A 16849-nucleotide genomic window follows, 5' to 3' on the forward strand; every position below is an offset into this window, starting at 1 on the left:
ACGTCGCAGGTGAGTTCCCTGGCGGGACGCGGACGACGGGTCCGCGTCCGTAATTTCCCTTCCAGGCAAGCCCGATGGCCGGGCGGACCGGGAGGGAAGCGACCATGGGGCGGACGACGGGGGCCGGTGCGGCGGGCGCGTCGGGCAGCAGGCAGGAGCCGGGCGGTGGGCCGGGCAGGCCGCACGAGCCGGATGAGCTGCACAGGGACCACCGCACCGGCAGATGGCGCCGCCTTCTGCTCGCCTCGCTGATCACCGGAGCCCTTGTCGTCCCGCTGTCCGGCGCCGCACGCCCCGAGATCCCCGCGCCGGCCCCGGCCGCCCTCGCACCGGTGACGGCGGTGACGCTGGACGAGGCCTACGCGGCCAACCGGGCCAACGCCGCCGAGGCGGCCCGTATGGCCGCGGCCCACGGCGACCGCGAGCGGGCCGCGGCCGACCGCGCGATGGCCGACCCGTCCCGCCGCTTCCTCTCCTTCGACGGCCGGGGCGCCGGCCTCGCGACGGAGGTCTTCGGCGACCTGGCCGACGCCGACCGCATCGCGGTGCTGGTCCCGGGATCCGACACCTCGATCGACACGTACGGCCGTTTCCGCAGCGCCGCCCGGGCCCTGCACGAGAGGCTCGTCCAGGAGGCCCCGCGGGGCACCCGGGTCGCGGTGGTCGCCTGGCTCGGTTACGAGACGCCGGGCACCGTCAGCACCACGGTCACGACGGCGGGCCGAGCCGAGGAGGCGGCGCCAAAGCTGCGGGCGTTCGTACGGCAGCTGCGCGCCCTCCCGGACGGCGGGCCGAAGGGGCGGGCCGGCACCCGGCCGCACTCACCACGGATGTCCCTGCTCTGCCACTCCTACGGCTCGGTGGTCTGCGCCGGTGCCGCCGCCCACCTGGACGTCGACGACATCGCGCTGATCGGCAGCCCTGGCACCGGGGCCGACACCGCCGCGGACCTGCACACCACGGCGCGCGTCTGGGCGGCCCGGGGCAGCGACGACTGGGTGGCGCAGGTCCCGCACATCCGCATGGACCTGCTCGGCACGACCGTCGGCTTCGGTACCGACCCGATGTCCCCGTCCTTCGGCGCCCGGGTCTTCGCGGCGGGCGAGGGCGGCCACAGCGACTACTTCAGGCCCGGCTCGGCGTCCCTGGCCAACCTGACCCGCATCGTCCTGGGCGAGACCGCGGAGGTGACCCGTGGCTGAGCGTGGCACCTGGCAGGGGATACGCCGGGGCGCCGCCCGCGTCGACGCCGCCACGCCCGCGGAACGCGACCGGGCGGTCGACGCCCTGCGGGCCTTCGCCATCGTCGGCGTCGTGCTGGGCCACTGGCTGGTCACCGCGCTGGTCGCGAAGGGGGCGACCGGCCTGCGCACCGCGAGCCCGCTGCAGTACATGCCCTGGCTGGCCCCGATCTCCTGGGCCTTCCAGACTCTCGCGGTGTTCTTCCTGGTGGGCGGCCATGTGGCGACCCGAGGTTACGCCTCGGCCCGAGCCCGCGGTACGACGTACGGACAGTGGCTGACGTCCCGGCTGTCGCGTCTGTTCAAGCCGGTGGCGGCCGTCCTCACCCTGTGGACGGTGACATCGGCTCTCCTGCTCCTCACGGGCACGGACCTCGCCACCGTTCACACCCTGCTCAAACTCGCCCTGTCCCCACTGTGGTTCCTCCTGGTCTTCGCGGCGCTCACCGCGGCAACGCCCCTCCTCCTGCGCGTCAACCCCCTCTGGCCCCTGGCCGTCGTCCTCCATGTGGACCTGCTCCGCTTCGGCCTGGGCGCCCCGGCGTGGCTCGGCTGGGTGAACCTGGCGGCCGGCTGGCTGGTGCCGTTCACCCTGGGCGCGGCCTGGACCCGGGGCGAGTTGGAGCGCCGCCGCGCCGGCTGGATCCTGCTGGTCGGCGGCGCCGCGGTGACGGCGGCGCTGGTGGCCGCTGCGGGATACCCGGCGTCGATGGTCGGCGTCCCCGGCGCCGGTGTCTCCAACCTCAACCCGCCGACACTGGCCGCCGTGACCTTCGGCCTGACCCAGTGCGGTCTGGCGCTGCTCCTGCGCGGGCCACTGCGCCGTGCGATGCGCAGACCCCTGCTGTGGGCGGCGGTGGCGCTGCTCAACCTCTCCGCGATGACGATCTTCCTCTGGCACCAGACGGCCCTGATGGCCACCACGGCTGCCGCCCTGACGGCAGGTCACCTCCCGGGCCTGCACACCCTGCCCGACCATGTCGGCTGGGTGGCGGCCCGCCTGGCCTGGCTACCGCTGTTCACCGCCGCGCTGGCCCTGTGCCGGACGGCGTTCCGCCCCTGTGAACAGGGCCCTCGCCGTCCGGTGAACCGTAAGTCCCGGGTGATCCACTCCCAACGCACACCACGGAACCGGGAAAAGAAGGCATCGCACCATGCCTAGGGTTGACCACGTGAACGAAGAGGAGGGGTCCCGCAGGCCCGACGGTGCCCGCCCCCCACAGGGGCCGCCCCCACCCGCTCCCACGGTCGGACGCCGCCTGACCCAGCACCTGCGCAAGCCCTTCGGCACGCCTTGGCGCCGCTGGCTGACCATCCTCATCGCCTTCTGGATCGCCCTCGGCGTCTCGCTGGCCGGCGGCAATGAACTGAGCGTCAGCTACGGCCTGACCACCGCCCAGGGCCTGCTCGCCGGTTTCACTCAGGGCCTCACCCTGGTCCTCGCCCTGTGGCGCCCGGGGCGGGCCTGGGCCCTGAGCCTCGCGGCGACGATCGTCACCGCCCTGGTGGCCCGCCCCCGCCTGCCGGACGTCGTACCGCCCGACCCCAACTGGCCCTGGAGCACCCCCGCGGTCATCGCCCATGCCGCCGTCTTTCTGCTCCTCGCCCTCCGCGTCCCCACCCGCAACGCCGTCGCGGCCCTCGCCGCGTCGGGCCTGGCGACCTTCGTCCTCCAGGGCGTCATCGGTGCCCGGCACTACTCCGCCACCGGCACCGTCGCGGTCGCGGTGTTCGCCGTGGCCGTGCTGGTGGGCACGGCCCTGCGCGGCCGCAAAGAGGCCCGCACCCAACTCGTCGCACAGGAGACCCTCACCGCGGCGGAGCGGGCCCACCGCACCCTCCTGGAGGAGCGCAGCCGTATCGCCCGCGAACTGCACGACGTCGTCGCCCATCACATGTCCGTCATCTCGATCCAGGCCCAGGTGGCTCCCCACCTCGTGGAGAACCCGTCCCACGAACTGAAGGAGAACCTGGAGGGCATCCGCCAGAACGCCCTGGACGCCCTGACCGAACTCCGCCGCGTCCTCGGCGTCCTGCGCTCGGAACACCCCGACGCCCCGGACCCCAACGACGCGACCGGCACCGGCACCGCCTCCGCCCCGCACGCCCCCCAACCCACCCTCGACCGGCTGGAGGCGCTCGTGGAGAACACACGCGCCGCCGGCCTGACCGTGACCGTCGAGATCACCGGGCGGCGCCGCCCGCTGCAGCCCGGCGTGGAACTCTCGGCGTACCGGATCGTGCAGGAGGCGCTGAGCAACATCCTGCGGCACGCTCCCGGCGCCGTCGCCCGCATCGCCGTCCGCTACGAGTACGACGGGCTGACCATGCGCATCACCAACTCACGGCCGGAGCGCCCCGCCCCGCCCTCGCAGGGCGCGGGCCACGGGCTGCTGGGCATGCGGGAGCGGGCCGCGATGCTCGGCGGCGCCCTGTCGGCGTACCCGTCGAAGGACGGCGGTTATGTGGTGAGCGCGTACCTTCCCGCGCACCAGCGCATCGAGGGCATCGGCTACGTCCCCGACAATCCCAGTCACGCCAACCACCCGATCGAGGACGGCACCGCATGACCAGCAGCCCCATCCGCGTACTGATCGCCGACGACCAGCAGATGGTCCGGCAGGGATTCACCGTGCTGCTCAACACCAAGCCCGACATCGACGTCATCGGCCAGGCGGTCGACGGACTCGACGCGGTCGCGAAGGTCGCCGAACTCGCCCCCGATGTCGTCCTGATGGACATCCGCATGCCCGAACTCGGCGGCATCGAGGCCACCCGGCGCATCACCACCGACACACCGCACATCAAGGTCCTGGTGCTGACCACCTTCGATCTCGACGAGTACGTGTACGAGGCACTGCGCGCGGGAGCCTCGGGCTTCCTGCTGAAGGACGCCTCCGCCGACCAACTCGCCGAGGCGGTACGGGTGGTCGCCGCGGGCGACGCCCTGCTCGCGCCCGGCATCACCCGGCGGCTGATCTCCGAGTTCTCCCGCCTGGACAATCGGCCCCGCGCCCCGCTCAAGGAACGAGTCGGGGACCTGACCGAGCGCGAGACGGAGGTCCTCGCCCTGATCGCCCAGGGCCTGTCGAACGCGGAGATCGCCGAGCGTCTGGTCGTGGCCGAGCAGACCGTGAAGACCCACGTGGGCCGGATCCTGGTGAAGCTGGGCCTGCGGGACCGGACGCAGGCGGCGGTGTTCGCGTACGAGTCGGGGCTGGTGCGGCCCTCCGGGTACTGAGCGGACCGGGGTTGCGGGAGGGATGCCGGCCGGGCGGCCGTGCGAAGGGGCGCACCGACCGCGCCCGGCCCCACGGCCTGACACGCGGCGGCACGACGGCAGGCCGGGAGACGAAGGCAGGACGCAGCGACCGGCGCCCCGGCGACCCGACGCCTCGGCGCCCCAGGCGACCCGGCGACTGACGACCCGACGACCTGCGGTGATACCCGTAGTACCTGAGAGGGACCCGAAGGAACCCCTCTCACTGGGGACGACCGCGGCAGCACTGTGCGCCTACCGTTCTGTACGTGACCGAGACGACCCAGATGCCGACCCCGCCGACGGGCGACGGCGCCAAGCCACGCAGTCCGGAGTTCCGGCTGGCCGCGGATGCCTTGCACGGGCTGCGGCAGGACCTGTTCCATGACGCGTTCGCCTACCGGCCGCTTACCCGCCTGCCCGTGGACGGCCCGCTGACCCGGCGACTGCCCGGCCGCCTGAGGGACTACGCGGCCTGGCGGGCGCACGCCTTGATCACCGCGGCCGCACTGCTCACGCTGGCCATCGGCAGTGTCGACGGTGGGCCGTTCCTGCTGACCGGTCCGCTCTGCGCCCTCCCCGTCCTGCTGACCATGGCGCGCCCCGTCGGGGCCTTCTGGCTGTCCATGGCCGCCACCCCGGTCGTCTCGGTGCTCAGCGGCAGCCTGGGTGATTGGCCGTGGGCTCCCGCTGCCTTCGCCTGCCATCTGACGGTGCTGACCGTCGTGGCCGTGCGCACCCGGCCGCGTACGGCGGCATGGATGTGGGCGCTGACGGCGGCGTACGGCCTTCTGGCGGAGGCCGGATTCGGCCCCGGCTACTACTACGGCACGAACACCGGCCCCATGCTCGTCATATCGGCGATGATCCTGCTCTGCGTCGCCGTCCGGCACATACGCCGCGAGGCCAGGCAGGAGGTCACCGCCCAGCAGACGGAGACCGCGCAGGAGCGCTCCCGGCGCACCCTGCTGGAGGAGCGCACCACCATCGCCCGCGAGCTGCACGACGTCGTGGCCCACCACATGTCGGTCGTCGCCATCCAGGCGGAGGCCGCCCCCTACCGGGTGGAGAACCCGCCGCCGGAGCTGGAGCGGGCCTTCGCCACCATCCGGGAGAACGCGGTGGCGGCCCTCACCGAGCTGCGCCGCGTCCTCGGTGTCGTCCGCGCCGAGGACTACGAGGCCCCGGACGCCCCGCAGCCCACGCTCGGCGACCTGGACGCCCTGCTGGCCAACGTGCGGGACGCGGGACTGACCGTGGAGAAGGCGGTGACCGGCGCGGTGCGCGAGCTGCCGCCCGGGGTGGAGCTGTCGGCGTACCGGATCGTCCAGGAGGCCCTGAGCAACAGCCTGAGACACGCGCCGGGTGCGAGCGCCCGCGTCGAGATCGGGTACGTCCTCGGCGGCCTGGGCCTGCGCATAGTCAACGGCCCGCCGCCCACGCCGGCCCTCCTCAAGCCATCGCCGGGTGCGGGGCACGGCATCACCGGGATGCGCGAGCGGGTCACCATGCTGAACGGCGAGATGACGGCGGGCCGTACCGAGGACGGCGGCTATGAGGTGACGGTGTTCCTGCCGGTCGCCATGACGGCAGGGGACGGCTGATGAACATTCGGGTGCTCATCGCGGACGACCAGATGATGGTGCGCGAAGGCTTCTCGGTCCTGCTGAACGCGATGCCGGACATCGAGGTCGTCGGCGAGGCCGTGAACGGCCGCGAGGCGGTGGAGCGGGTACGGGAACTCGACCCCGACGTGGTGCTGATGGACATCCGCATGCCGGAGCTGAACGGCATCGAGGCCACCCGGGAGATCGTCGCGGCCGACGGCGCCGCGAAGGTGCTGGTGCTGACCACCTTCGATCTCGACGAGTACGTCTACCAGGCACTGCGTGCGGGAGCCTCCGGTTTCCTGCTGAAGGACGCCTCGGCACGCCGGCTGGCCGACGGGGTGCGGGTGGTGGCGGCCGGGGAGGCGCTGCTCGCGCCTTCGGTGACGAAGCGGCTGATCACGGAATTCTCGAAGCTGTCCGACGCCCCGCGCGCGATGTCCTGCGCGCACGCGGCCTACGGGGACCTGACCGAGCGGGAGACGGAGGTGCTGGTGCTGATCGCCCAGGGCCTGTCGAACGCGGAGATCGCCGAGCGGCTGGTGGTGGCCGAGTCGACGATCAAGACCCATGTCAGCCGGATCCTGGTGAAGCTGGGTCTGCGGGACCGAACGCAGGCGGCGGTGTTCGCCTACGAGGCGCGCTTGGTCACTCCGGGCTGAGACGCCGGGGCTACGGTGAGGGCATGGAACAGCGCATCACCCTGATCACGCTGGGAGTCTCCGATCTCGCCCGTTCCAAGGCCTTCTACGAGGCCCTGGGCTGGCGCGGGCAGGAGGTCGAGGAGACCGTGTTCTTCCAGGCGGGCGGCCTGGGACTGGTCCTGTGGGGGCGGGAGAAGCTGGCGCGGGACTGCGGTGTGGAGCCAGGGCCGGCGGGTGGGTTCGGCGGGATCGTCCTCGCGCACAACGTCCGCTCGCAGGCGGAGGTCGACGCGCTGCTCGCGGCGGTGCAGCGAGCCGGCGGCACCGTGACCAAGCCGGCGGCCGTCAACGCGATCGGGTTCTACTCCAGCGCCTTCGTCGATCCCGACGGGCACGCCTGGGAGGTCGCGTACAACCCCGGGTTCCCGCTCGCCGAGGACGGCTCGGTCACGCTTCCCGACTTCGGCACCCTCTAGACCCCTGGTCAGAGAGGGGGACGGCGGTCTAACGTCCGTGCATGGCAGCTCGTTGCGACCTCGCTTTCGACCCGTGGGACCCGGCGTTCCTGGCCGACCCGTACCCCGCCTACGCCGAACTGCGTGCCCGGGGCCGGGTGCACCGCTTCGAGCCCACGAACCAGTGGCTGGTACCGCACCACGCGGACGTCTCGGCGCTGCTGCGGGACCGGCGCCTGGGCCGGACGTACCAGCACCGTTTCACCCACGAGGAGTTCGGGCGGACGGCGCCGCCGCCGGAGCACGAGCCGTTCCACGTGCTCAACGACCACGGGATGCTCGACCTGGAGCCGCCGGACCACACCAGGATCCGGCGGCTGGTGTCGAAGGCGTTCACGCCGCGCACGGTGGAGCGGCTGAAGCCGTATGTGCGGGGGCTGGCCGGGGATCTGGTGTCGGCGCTGGTCGAGAAGGGCGGCGGCGATCTGCTGGCGGACGTGGCGGAGCCGTTGCCGGTCGCGGTGATCGCCGAGATGCTGGGCATCCCCGAGTCGGACCGGGCGCAGCTGCGGCCCTGGTCGGCGGACATCTGCGGGATGTACGAGCTGAACCCGTCCGAGGAGACGGCGGCGCGCGCGGTTCGCGCGTCGGTCGAGTTCTCGGACTACCTCACGGAGCTGATCGCGGCCCGCCGCAAGGAGCCGGGGGACGACCTGATGTCGGGCCTGATCGAGGCCCACGACGAGGGCGACCGGCTCACCGAGCAGGAGATGATCTCCACGGCGGTCCTCCTCCTCAACGCCGGCCACGAGGCCACGGTGAACGCCACGGTCAACGGTTGGTGGGCGCTGTTCCGCAACCCCGACCAGCTCGCCGCCCTGCGCGCCGACCACTCCCTGATCCCGTCCGCGATCGAGGAGCTGATGCGCTACGACACCCCGCTGCAGCTGTTCGAGCGCTGGGTGCTGGACGAGATCGAGATCGACGGGACGGTGATCCCGCGGGGCTCGGAGATCGCGATGCTGTTCGGCTCCGCGAACCACGATCCGGAGGTCTTCGCCGACCCCGACCGCCTCGACCTCACCCGCAAGGAGAACCCGCACATCTCCTTCAGCGCGGGCATCCACTACTGCATCGGGGCTCCGCTGGCCCGCATCGAGCTGGCGGCGTCGATGGCGGCGCTGCTGGAGCGGGCGCCGACCCTGCGGCCGGCGGCGGAGCCGGAACGCAAGCCGAACTTCGTGATTCGCGGACTGGAAGGGCTGAGCGTCGAGGTGGGCTGATCACTCGTTCTGCTGATCGCCGAGCGAACCCCGTTCGTGGTCGTCGGTGCCTCGTCACGCTGGTGCCTGCCTGCGAAGGGAGGCACCATGACGGTTATGGCAGAGCGTGCGTCGTCTCAGTTGTCGGTGGACATGTTCGAGCGGATCGCTGATTTCGCCGAGCGGGAGGACGAGACCGTCAGGTTCGAGTTCATCGGCGGACGGATCGGGCTCAGGAAAGTGACAAACGGCAACCACGGCGCGATCACCATGTGGCTGATCCGTCAGTGCATGCGTGCTCGGCCAGAACTGGACCTCAATCCTCTTCAGGGGCTCAAGGCCGAGGCATACCGCAAGGGCCGCGCCCGGCCTGACGGCGTGCTCGCCCCTGTCGATCACTTCGTGGGCCAGGGGGACTGGGCCGACCCCCGGGGCGTGCTGATGGCCGTCGAGATCACGTCCTACGACTCGGACACCCATCGGCGCGACCGGGTCGAGAAGCCTCGGGCGTACGCCGAGGCGGGTATCCCGGTCTATCTGCTGATCGACCGGGACAACCTGTCCATCCTCGTGCACAGTGATCCGGACCTGGAGGACGGTTACCGCGACATCCACGTGGTCAGGCTCGGCGGCAAGGTCGCTCTCCCTGACCCCGTCGGAATCGAACTCGACACCGAGGAGCTCAAGCAGTACGTCGACTGATACCGGTCACGTGGTCACGTCCCGCCGCCGCAACCCCGCCAGCCCCGCGGCGACCAGCACCGCCGCCAGTGCCAGCAGGACCAGCACCGGCCCCCACTGCATCCCTCCGCCCGGCAGCTTCGGCAGGTGCCCGAACGGCGACAGATCCAGCACCGCCTGCGGTACATCGAGGGCAGGCCCCACCCACCCGAGCAGCAGCACCGCCCCGGCGACACCCCACGCCGCCATGGCCGCCCGCGGCAGCACCCCGTACAGCAGGACCGCCAGCCCGCCGACGACCCACACCGCCGGGAGCTGCACCAGGCAGGCCCCCAGGATCGGGCCGACCTGCTTGCCGTGACCGGCCGCGAAGCCGAGCCCCGCGAGCAGCATGATCAGCGCGGAGCCGGTGAAGGCGATCACCAGATGCCCGGCGGCCCAGCGCAGTCGGCCCACGGCGTTCGCGAGGATCGGTTCGGCCCGCATCGAGGTCTCCTCGCCGTGCAGCCGCAGCACCGACGCCACGACGAACAGCGCCGCGACCAGGCCGAGCATGCCGATCATCGAGGCCAGGAACGCGTCCGTCAGCCCCGCCTGCCCACCCATGCGCGCGAAGATCTCACGCGCCTTCTCGTTGCCGCCGACGATGTCGGCCACGCCGTCGGTCAGCCCGCCGTAGACGACCCCGGCGAGGAAGAACCCGATGCTCCAGCCGAGCACGCCGCCGCGCTGCAACCGCCAGGCCAGGGCGCCCGCCGTGCCGAGGCGGCCCTCGGCGGGGCCCGGCCGGGCGGGCAGGAAGCTCATGCCCACATCGCGGCGTCCGGCGAGCGCGTACGCGGCCATGCCCTGCGCCGAGGCCGCTGCCGCGAACAGCAGCAGCACCCACCAGCGTTCGCCCGCGAAGGGCCGCAGGTTCTCCAGCCAGCCCAGCGGTGACACCCACGTCAGCGCCGAGGAGCCGTCGTCCGACGCCGAGTCGCCCGCCGCGCGCAGGACGAAAGCGGCGCCCAGCAGACCTGCCGTCAGCCCGCGCGCCAGTCGCGCGCTCTGGGTGAACTGGGCGACGATCGCCGCCATCGTCGCGAAGACCATGCCGACCCCGGCGAGCCCGAGCCCGAAGGCCAGCGCACCGGAAGCGCCCCGACCGGCGAGTCCGGCCGCCACCAGCAGGGCGAGCACGGCGTTGGCGACGGCCGCCGTCAGCAGCGCGGCCGTCAGGGACGCCCTGCGCCCCACCATCCCGGAGGCCACCAGCTCCTGACGGCCGCTCTCCTCCTCGTCCCGGGTGTGCCGTACGACGAGGAGCAGGCTCGTCACGGCCGCGAGCGCGCCCGCGTACACACCGACCCGCCAGGCGGTCAGGGCACCGATCGAGTCGCCGAGGGTGGGGCCGATCAGCGCGCGGAAGGAGGCGTTGGCGGCGGTGTCCCGCACCAGGTCGGCGCGCTCGGCCGGGGTGGCGTACAGGTTCTCCAGCGTGTTCGGCATGGAGAGGATCATCAGCGCGTTCACGGCGACCCAGACGGGGATCATCACCCGGTCGCGGCGCAGCGCGAAACGCAACAGCGTCCCCGTGCCGGCGAGTTGGCGCGAGCCCGACGGCCGTACCCCGAAGGCCGCGGCGGTCATCGGGCCACCTCGCTCGCGTCGTTCTGGTAGTGCCGCAGGAACAGCTCCTCCAGGGTCGGCGGCGTCGACGTCAGCGATCGCACGCCGGACTCGCCGAGCGACCGCAGGACGGCGTCGAGTTTGTCGGTGTCGACCTGGAGGCGGACGCGGTGCCCCTGGACGTCGAGGTCGTGGACGCCGGGCAGGCGCGACAACCCGTTGGGCGGGCCCGCCAGTTCGGCCGTCACACTGGTCCGGGTCAGATGGCGCAGGTCGGCGAGCGAACCGCTCTCGACCGTACGGCCCTTGCGGATGATGCTGACCCGGTCGCACAGTTCCTCGACCTCGCTGAGGATGTGGGAGGACAGCAGGACCGTGCGGCCGCGCTCGCGCTCCTGCACCACGCAGCGCTGGAAGACCTCCTCCATCAGCGGGTCCAGGCCCGAGGTCGGCTCGTCGAGGATCAGCAGGTCCACGTCGGAGGCGAACGCGGCGACGAGGGCGACCTTCTGCCGGTTGCCCTTGGAGTAGGTGCGGCCCTTCTTCGTCGGGTCCAGCTCGAACCGCTCGATCAGTTCGGCCCGGCGCCTCTTGTCGAGGCCGCCGCGCAGCCGGCCGTACAGGTCGATGACCTCGCCGCCGGAGAGGTTGCGCCACAGGGTGACGTCGCCGGGGACGTAGGCGATCCGGCGGTGCACCTCCACCGCGTCGGCCCAGGGGTCGCGGCCGAGCACCTGGACGCTGCCGGAGTCGGCGCGCAGCAGGCCGAGCAGCACACGGATGGCGGTGGACTTGCCGGCGCCATTGGGACCGAGGAAGCCATGGACCTCGCCGGACTCGACGTCCAGATCGAGCCCGTCGAGGGCATGGGTCCTGCCGAACGACTTGTGCAGCCCGGAGACCGTGAGTGCCTTCGTCATGCTTCAGAACGTACGCTTGTTTCAGGAATTTGTGAAGTTAAGGAAGTGAGTGAATCGCCGATAGGATGGGCGCATGACGGAATCAGCCGAATCCGGCCGGAACGCGGAGGCCGTGTCGAAGTTCGTGGAGGGCTTCGCGGCGCAGCTCGTCGAGGCCGGGATGCAGCGCATGGCCGCGCGGGTCTTCGCCGCGCTGCTCGCGTCCGACTCCGGGGCCATGACCTCCGCCGAACTCGGCGAGCAGCTCCAGGTCAGCCCGGCGGCCATCTCAGGGGCCGTGCGCTACCTCGCCCAGGTGCACATGGTCTCCCGCGAGCGCGAGCCCGGCTCACGACGGGAGCGGTACCGGGTGCACAGCGACCAGTGGTACGAGGCGCTGACCAACCGCGACGCCGTGCTCAAACGCTGGGAGCAGACCCTGCGCGAGGGCGTCGACAGCCTCGGACCCGCGTCCCCCGGCGGGCAGCGCATCGCCGAGACGCTCGCCTTCTTCGAGTTCCTGGAGGGCGAACTCGGCAAGCTGATGGAACGGTGGCGGGAGCACCGGGACCAGACCTTCGGCCGGGGAGGCACCCGCTAGGAGTTCCGCGGGGGCACCCGCCTCCCGCCCGGGGCACCCGGCAGCCCGCCCCGCTCACCGCCCCGGCAGCCGGCACAGCTCACCGCCCCGGCAGCACCAGCCGCAACCCGCCCTCCCCCACGGTCCACGTCCGTCTGCGCAGCGGTCCCGAGACCGTCGCGTCGGCCCGGTAGCGGAAGTGGGCGCCCGACACCGTCACCGTGCGCCCTTCGGCCCGCAGGGGGGCGGCCTCCGCGCCCACCGAGGACGGCCGTACCTCCACCTCGGCCACACCGGTGGCCCCCGGCGTCACCGACACCGCCTCCACCGGCTGGTCGAGGTCCACCAGCGTCGCCCCGTCGACCTCGACGCGCAGCCGCGACGGCCCGGACACCGCGGGGAGTGTGCCCCGGGCCGGCACCAGGGTCCGTACCAGCGACTGGCAGGTCCGCAGCCACGGCCGCGCGACACCCGCTCCCACCGCGGTCGCCCCGGCCGGCTCGGCGTCGAGATCCCGCACCGGCGGGATCCGCAGCGCGCCCAGCACCACGCCGTCGCTGTCGTCCACGAGGAGGTCCAGACGCCGCTCCGCGCCCTCCAGCACGGCACGGGCCGCCGCCACCGCCCCCGTCGGCACCCCGAGGGAGTCCGCCAGGGACAGCGCCCGCCCGACCGGCACCATCGACAGCACGCACTCGGCCAGCTCCCGCTGCCGGTGCAGCAGCGACACGGCCCGCGTCAGCGCATGGTCGTCGCCCACGAGCACCGGCCGGCGCGACCCGCGCCTGGCCAGGGCCCGCGCGAATTCGTCCGGACCGTCCGGCAGGCACACCTTCGTCGCCGCACCCGCGCTGAGCACGTCTTTCGCGATCCTCACGGACTCCCCGTCCGTCCTGTGAGCGATCGGATCGATCACCACCAACAGCTGATCGGACGTCGCGAAAGTCGCCACCTCGGCCATGCCTCGCTTCCTCGGGTAGCATCTTTGTGCAAGAGCCCCTTGCGCTATTGCGCCAGGGGCTTCGTCTATTCCGGGGCCATCCGGTCCGACGGCGTGCGGCCAACGACGGTCGCCACCGATCGTGGTGTACACGGCGGAGACCCTCCGTGTACACCCCTGACCTTGGACATGCCCCGCCCGGAAGGGGTGTACGCGCGTGCCCGCACTTGTGCTGCTCGGTGCTCAGTGGGGTGACGAAGGCAAGGGAAAGGCGACGGACCTGCTAGGCGGCTCCGTCGACTACGTGGTGCGTTACCAGGGTGGTAACAACGCCGGCCACACGGTGGTCGTGGGCGATCAGAAGTACGCCCTGCACCTGCTCCCTTCCGGAATCCTGTCGCCGGGGTGCACCCCGGTCATCGGCAACGGCGTCGTCGTCGACCCGTCGGTCCTGCTCTCCGAGCTGAGCGGTCTGAACGAGCGCGGCGTCGACACGTCCAAGCTCCTCATCAGCGGAAACGCGCACATCATCACGCCGTACAACGTGACGGTCGACAAGGTGACGGAGCGCTTCCTCGGCAAGCGGAAGATCGGCACCACCGGTCGCGGCATCGGCCCGACCTACGCCGACAAGATCAACCGCGTCGGTATCCGCGTCCAGGACCTCTACGACGAGTCGATCCTGACCCAGAAGGTCGAGGCGGCCCTCGACGTCAAGAACCAGGTCCTGACCAAGCTCTACAACCGCCGCGCGATCGCCGTCGAGCAGGTCGTCGAGGAGCTGCTGGGTTACGCCGCGAAGATCGAGCCGTACGTCGCCGACACCGTCCTGGTCCTCAACCAGGCGCTCGAGGACGGCAAGGTGGTCCTCTTCGAGGGCGGCCAGGGCACGCTCCTCGACATCGACCACGGCACGTACCCCTTCGTCACCTCGTCCAACCCGACCGCGGGCGGCGCCTGCACCGGCGCCGGCGTGGGCCCGACGAAGATCAGCCGCGTGATCGGCATCCTCAAGGCGTACACCACGCGCGTCGGCGCGGGCCCGTTCCCGACCGAGCTGTTCGACGAGGACGGCGAGGCGCTGCGCCGCATCGGTGGCGAGCGGGGCGTGACGACCGGCCGTGACCGCCGCTGCGGCTGGTTCGACGCCGTGATCGCCCGCTACGCGACCCGTGTGAACGGCCTGACCGACTTCTTCCTCACCAAGCTGGACGTGCTGACCGGCTGGGAGCAGATCCCGGTCTGCGTGGCCTACGAGATCGACGGCAAGCGCGTCGAGGAACTGCCGTACTCCCAGACCGACTTCCACCACGCGAAGCCGGTCTACGAGATGCTGCCGGGCTGGTCCGAGGACATCTCGAAGGCCAAGTCGTTCTCCGACCTCCCGAAGAACGCCCAGGCCTACGTCAAGGCGCTGGAGGAGATGTCGGGCGCGCCGATCTCAGCGATCGGCGTGGGCCCGGGCCGGGACGAGACGATCGAGATCAACTCGTTCCTGTGAGCCGATGTCAGAAGAAGGGGCGTCCCGTCGGGGCGCCCCTTCTTCTGATGGAGCAGTGAGCGAGCGAGGTGCGCATACCGCCCATAACGTGATGCCGTACGACTCAGCGGCGAACAGAAGAAGGTGAGCGTCATGCGCGTGCTGCTCCAGGCCCATCTCGACACGGAGAAGTCGAACGCCGTCATCCGCAGCGGCAAGATGCCCGAGGTGGTGAAGGGGCTCATGGACAAGATCAAACCGGAGTCCGCCTACTTCACCACCGACCACGGGGTCCGCACGATGTTCATGGTCTTCGACCTCCAGGACCCCTCGGAGATGCCGTCGATCGCCGAGCCGCTCTTCTACGAGCTGGGCGCCGATCTGGACTACACGCCGGTGATGAACGCCGAGGACCTGCAGAAGGGGCTCGCCAAGATGAAGTAGGGCGGCTCCGGACGGGTCAGCTGAAGACGATCATCGACCCCTGCGCCAGGCTCCGCGTCGCCGCCGCGTGCAGCCCCAGCCACACATGCCGTTCGCGGGCGAAGGGGCTCGGGTCGTAGGGGGCGGGGACGGCCGGTTCCTCCAGGGCCGTGGGGCCCTGCGGGGGTTGGGGGGCGGCCGGAGGGTTGGCCGGGTCGATGCCGATCGCCTGGGCCACGAACTCCAGCTCGCGCAGGAGGGACTGGGAGGAGCCGAGCGGGCCGCCGCCCGCCAGGAGTGCGTCGCTGGAGAGCGGGTCCGGGAAGTCGACGGGGACGTACGCGCCGGCGTGGTCGTAGTGCCAGACCAGGTGCGACTGCTTGGCCGTCGAATCGAACATCTCCAGCAACTGCTCGTAGTCGCCGCCCAGTTCGTCCACCGGGGTGACGGGCAGGCCGCAGACCTGGAGCAGGTAGGCGCGGCGCAGGAAGTGCAGCGCGTCGTAGTCGAATCCGGCGACCGGCGCGACGTCACCGGACAGGCCGGGCATGTACTGGTACACCGGCACCGGCGGCAGCCCGGCCTCGGCGAGCACGTTGTTGTATTGCGCGAGTTCCTCGGCGAACGGGTTGTCGGGCGTGTGGCACAACACGTCGACGAGCGGTACCAGCCACAGGTCACAGGCCAAAAGAGGGCTCCTCACACAGCGGTCGCACGGCGTGGCTCAGGCGTAGCACAGTGGTCAGGGAAGGGTAGTCGGTGCGGCTCGGGGGCGGATCCCCTCGCGCGGGCTCGATGTGTGGGTCCTCGCGCGGACTCCACGCGGGTTTCTCATGCGGGTCCCCCTTCGTGCAGGTCCCATACCCAAACTCCGGTGGCCCGCCTACCGGGTCCGCCCGCCGGCTTTTCCGGGCCGTCCCGCGGGGTGCCGTCCTCCGGTCGAGGGACCGGCACCGGCACCGGCAGGTCCGCTCGCCGGTACGCCGGGTGCATCCGCCTGACTCACCCGGACGCCAGCCGCTCGATCAGCGCGAGGGAGTCCGCGTCGTACGCGGCGATGATCGAGCGGGCGGTGGCCAGGTCGCGCCGCATCAGGGCGTCGACCAGTTCGGTGTGCCGGGACCACAGCCGGCCGCGCAGGTCGTCCAGGCCGCGCAGGTGCTGGACCGCGCAGACCCAGGACTGCACGCGCAGCCGGTGCAGGAAGTCGGCGAGGTACGGGTTGCCGAAGAGGGCACCGAGCTCGCGCCAGAAACGCAGGTCGTAGCCGATCAGCACGGTCAGGTCGCCGGCGGTGGCGGCCCGCTGCGCCTCCTCTGCGCGGCGGCGTACGCCGGCGACGGCGGCGTGGACGCGCGGGTCGTCGGGGTCCCGGGTGCCGGCGGGGTCGGCGGACAGGACCTGGAAGATGCCGTCGACGACCAGTCCGCGGGCCTCGAGGATGCCGCGGTAGTCCTCGACGGAGTACTCGTGCACCCGGAACCCGCGGTGCTGGTCGGCCTCCAGCAGGCCCTGCGCGGAGAGGTCCACGAGCGCCTCGCGGACCGGTGTCGCGGAGACGCCGTACTGCTCGGCGATCTCCTTCACGGTGAACTCCCGCCCCGCCTGCAGCCGGCCGGCCAGCACCTCGTCCCGCAGCGCGTCCGCGATCTGCTGCCGCAGGGTGCTCCGCGTCACGGAGCCGTTGCTGCCGGTGCCGGGCATGGTCAGGACGTCTCCCGTCGTGGCGATGAGGTGGCGTGTGCGTACATGTCTACGAGCACGCCA

17 protein-coding genes are annotated in these 16849 nt (G+C 71.7%); 12 read left to right on the forward strand and 5 right to left on the reverse strand.

What is annotated here, in order from left to right; translation table 11 throughout:
• Positions 1–104 precede the first annotated feature (104 nt).
• The 9 genes from ACWCPI_RS26080 to ACWCPI_RS26120 all read left to right on the forward strand — a co-directional run bounded on the left by ACWCPI_RS26080 (position 105) and on the right by ACWCPI_RS26120 (position 9170).
• On the forward strand, positions 105–1202 hold the full coding sequence (locus ACWCPI_RS26080; RefSeq protein WP_451040407.1) for an alpha/beta hydrolase: 1098 nt from the start codon (positions 105–107) through the stop codon (positions 1200–1202).
• Complete coding sequence (locus ACWCPI_RS26085) at positions 1195–2403, forward strand: acyltransferase family protein (RefSeq protein WP_451040408.1); 1209 nt, start codon at positions 1195–1197, stop codon at positions 2401–2403. Before ACWCPI_RS26080 ends, ACWCPI_RS26085 begins: the two co-directional genes overlap by 8 nt.
• Positions 2396–3811 carry a histidine kinase gene (locus tag ACWCPI_RS26090; RefSeq protein ID WP_451040409.1) on the forward strand — a complete coding sequence of 472 codons (1416 nt, stop codon included), beginning with the start codon at positions 2396–2398 and terminating at the stop codon, positions 3809–3811. Before ACWCPI_RS26085 ends, ACWCPI_RS26090 begins: the two co-directional genes overlap by 8 nt.
• Positions 3808–4482 (forward strand): response regulator, encoded by a 675-nt coding sequence (locus ACWCPI_RS26095; protein ID WP_451040410.1) that lies wholly within the window; start codon positions 3808–3810, stop codon positions 4480–4482. Before ACWCPI_RS26090 ends, ACWCPI_RS26095 begins: the two co-directional genes overlap by 4 nt.
• A gap of 287 nt (positions 4483–4769) precedes the next feature.
• A complete protein-coding gene (locus ACWCPI_RS26100) occupies positions 4770–6104 on the forward strand; it encodes a sensor histidine kinase (protein ID WP_451040411.1) in 1335 nt (444 codons plus the stop codon).
• The gene (locus ACWCPI_RS26105) at positions 6104–6769 is read left to right on the forward strand and encodes a response regulator (RefSeq protein ID WP_451040412.1); all 666 of its coding nucleotides are present in this window, start codon (positions 6104–6106) and stop codon (positions 6767–6769) included. The genes ACWCPI_RS26100 and ACWCPI_RS26105 overlap by 1 nt, the downstream gene beginning before the upstream one ends.
• A gap of 23 nt (positions 6770–6792) precedes the next feature.
• Positions 6793–7227 carry a VOC family protein gene (locus ACWCPI_RS26110; protein ID WP_451040413.1) on the forward strand — a complete coding sequence of 145 codons (435 nt, stop codon included), beginning with the start codon at positions 6793–6795 and terminating at the stop codon, positions 7225–7227.
• Positions 7228–7268: 41 nt separating this feature from the next.
• Positions 7269–8489 carry a cytochrome P450 gene (locus ACWCPI_RS26115; protein ID WP_451040414.1) on the forward strand — a complete coding sequence of 407 codons (1221 nt, stop codon included), beginning with the start codon at positions 7269–7271 and terminating at the stop codon, positions 8487–8489.
• An 87-nt stretch (positions 8490–8576) separates the two neighbouring features.
• Positions 8577–9170, forward strand: coding sequence for a Uma2 family endonuclease (locus ACWCPI_RS26120; RefSeq protein WP_451040415.1), 594 nt, complete (start codon positions 8577–8579; stop codon positions 9168–9170).
• Between the two features lie 6 nt (positions 9171–9176).
• On the opposite strand, the gene ACWCPI_RS26125 is transcribed toward ACWCPI_RS26120, so the two are convergent.
• Together ACWCPI_RS26125 and ACWCPI_RS26130 are read right to left on the reverse strand one after the other, a co-directional pair.
• Positions 9177–10781 (reverse strand): ABC transporter permease, encoded by a 1605-nt coding sequence (locus tag ACWCPI_RS26125; protein WP_451040416.1) that lies wholly within the window; start codon positions 10779–10781, stop codon positions 9177–9179.
• Positions 10778–11680 (reverse strand): ABC transporter ATP-binding protein, encoded by a 903-nt coding sequence (locus ACWCPI_RS26130; protein ID WP_451040417.1) that lies wholly within the window; start codon positions 11678–11680, stop codon positions 10778–10780. The genes ACWCPI_RS26125 and ACWCPI_RS26130 overlap by 4 nt, the downstream gene beginning before the upstream one ends.
• A gap of 73 nt (positions 11681–11753) precedes the next feature.
• Between ACWCPI_RS26130 and ACWCPI_RS26135 the strand changes: the two genes are divergently transcribed.
• Complete coding sequence (locus tag ACWCPI_RS26135; protein ID WP_451040418.1) at positions 11754–12260, forward strand: GbsR/MarR family transcriptional regulator; 507 nt, start codon at positions 11754–11756, stop codon at positions 12258–12260.
• Between the two features lie 79 nt (positions 12261–12339).
• On the opposite strand, the gene ACWCPI_RS26140 is transcribed toward ACWCPI_RS26135, so the two are convergent.
• Positions 12340–13200 (reverse strand): diacylglycerol kinase, encoded by an 861-nt coding sequence (locus ACWCPI_RS26140; protein WP_451040419.1) that lies wholly within the window; start codon positions 13198–13200, stop codon positions 12340–12342.
• A 196-nt stretch (positions 13201–13396) separates the two neighbouring features.
• Between ACWCPI_RS26140 and ACWCPI_RS26145 the strand changes: the two genes are divergently transcribed.
• Positions 13397–14680 (forward strand): adenylosuccinate synthase, encoded by a 1284-nt coding sequence (locus tag ACWCPI_RS26145; RefSeq protein WP_451040420.1) that lies wholly within the window; start codon positions 13397–13399, stop codon positions 14678–14680.
• 132 nt (positions 14681–14812) lie between these two features.
• A complete protein-coding gene (locus ACWCPI_RS26150; protein WP_451040421.1) occupies positions 14813–15103 on the forward strand; it encodes a hypothetical protein in 291 nt (96 codons plus the stop codon).
• A gap of 16 nt (positions 15104–15119) precedes the next feature.
• On the opposite strand, the gene ACWCPI_RS26155 is transcribed toward ACWCPI_RS26150, so the two are convergent.
• Together ACWCPI_RS26155 and ACWCPI_RS26160 are read right to left on the reverse strand one after the other, a co-directional pair.
• Positions 15120–15770: a hypothetical protein gene (locus tag ACWCPI_RS26155; protein WP_451040422.1), complete on the reverse strand. Its 651-nt coding sequence runs from the start codon at positions 15768–15770 to the stop codon at positions 15120–15122.
• Positions 15771–16084: 314 nt separating this feature from the next.
• Complete coding sequence (locus ACWCPI_RS26160; protein WP_451040423.1) at positions 16085–16786, reverse strand: GntR family transcriptional regulator; 702 nt, start codon at positions 16784–16786, stop codon at positions 16085–16087.
• Positions 16787–16849 lie beyond the last annotated feature (63 nt).

The organism is Streptomyces sp. NPDC001920, assembly GCF_053594495.1.

Excerpts from the sequence above, each read along its gene's own strand:
- ACWCPI_RS26080 (WP_451040407.1), top strand. The coding sequence starts at position 105 with ATGGGGCGGACGACGGGGGCCGGTGCGGCGGGCGCGTCGGGCAGCAGG.
- ACWCPI_RS26090 (WP_451040409.1), top strand. The coding sequence starts at position 2,396 with ATGCCTAGGGTTGACCACGTGAACGAAGAGGAGGGGTCCCGCAGGCCC.
- ACWCPI_RS26095 (WP_451040410.1), top strand. The coding sequence starts at position 3,808 with ATGACCAGCAGCCCCATCCGCGTACTGATCGCCGACGACCAGCAGATG.
- ACWCPI_RS26105 (WP_451040412.1), top strand. The coding sequence starts at position 6,104 with ATGAACATTCGGGTGCTCATCGCGGACGACCAGATGATGGTGCGCGAA.
- ACWCPI_RS26110 (WP_451040413.1), top strand. The coding sequence starts at position 6,793 with ATGGAACAGCGCATCACCCTGATCACGCTGGGAGTCTCCGATCTCGCC.
- ACWCPI_RS26115 (WP_451040414.1), top strand. The coding sequence starts at position 7,269 with ATGGCAGCTCGTTGCGACCTCGCTTTCGACCCGTGGGACCCGGCGTTC.
- ACWCPI_RS26120 (WP_451040415.1), top strand. The coding sequence starts at position 8,577 with ATGACGGTTATGGCAGAGCGTGCGTCGTCTCAGTTGTCGGTGGACATG.
- ACWCPI_RS26125 (WP_451040416.1), bottom strand. The coding sequence starts at position 10,781 with ATGACCGCCGCGGCCTTCGGGGTACGGCCGTCGGGCTCGCGCCAACTC.
- ACWCPI_RS26130 (WP_451040417.1), bottom strand. The coding sequence starts at position 11,680 with ATGACGAAGGCACTCACGGTCTCCGGGCTGCACAAGTCGTTCGGCAGG.
- ACWCPI_RS26135 (WP_451040418.1), top strand. The coding sequence starts at position 11,754 with ATGACGGAATCAGCCGAATCCGGCCGGAACGCGGAGGCCGTGTCGAAG.
- ACWCPI_RS26140 (WP_451040419.1), bottom strand. The coding sequence starts at position 13,200 with ATGGCCGAGGTGGCGACTTTCGCGACGTCCGATCAGCTGTTGGTGGTG.
- ACWCPI_RS26150 (WP_451040421.1), top strand. The coding sequence starts at position 14,813 with ATGCGCGTGCTGCTCCAGGCCCATCTCGACACGGAGAAGTCGAACGCC.
- ACWCPI_RS26160 (WP_451040423.1), bottom strand. The coding sequence starts at position 16,786 with ATGCCCGGCACCGGCAGCAACGGCTCCGTGACGCGGAGCACCCTGCGG.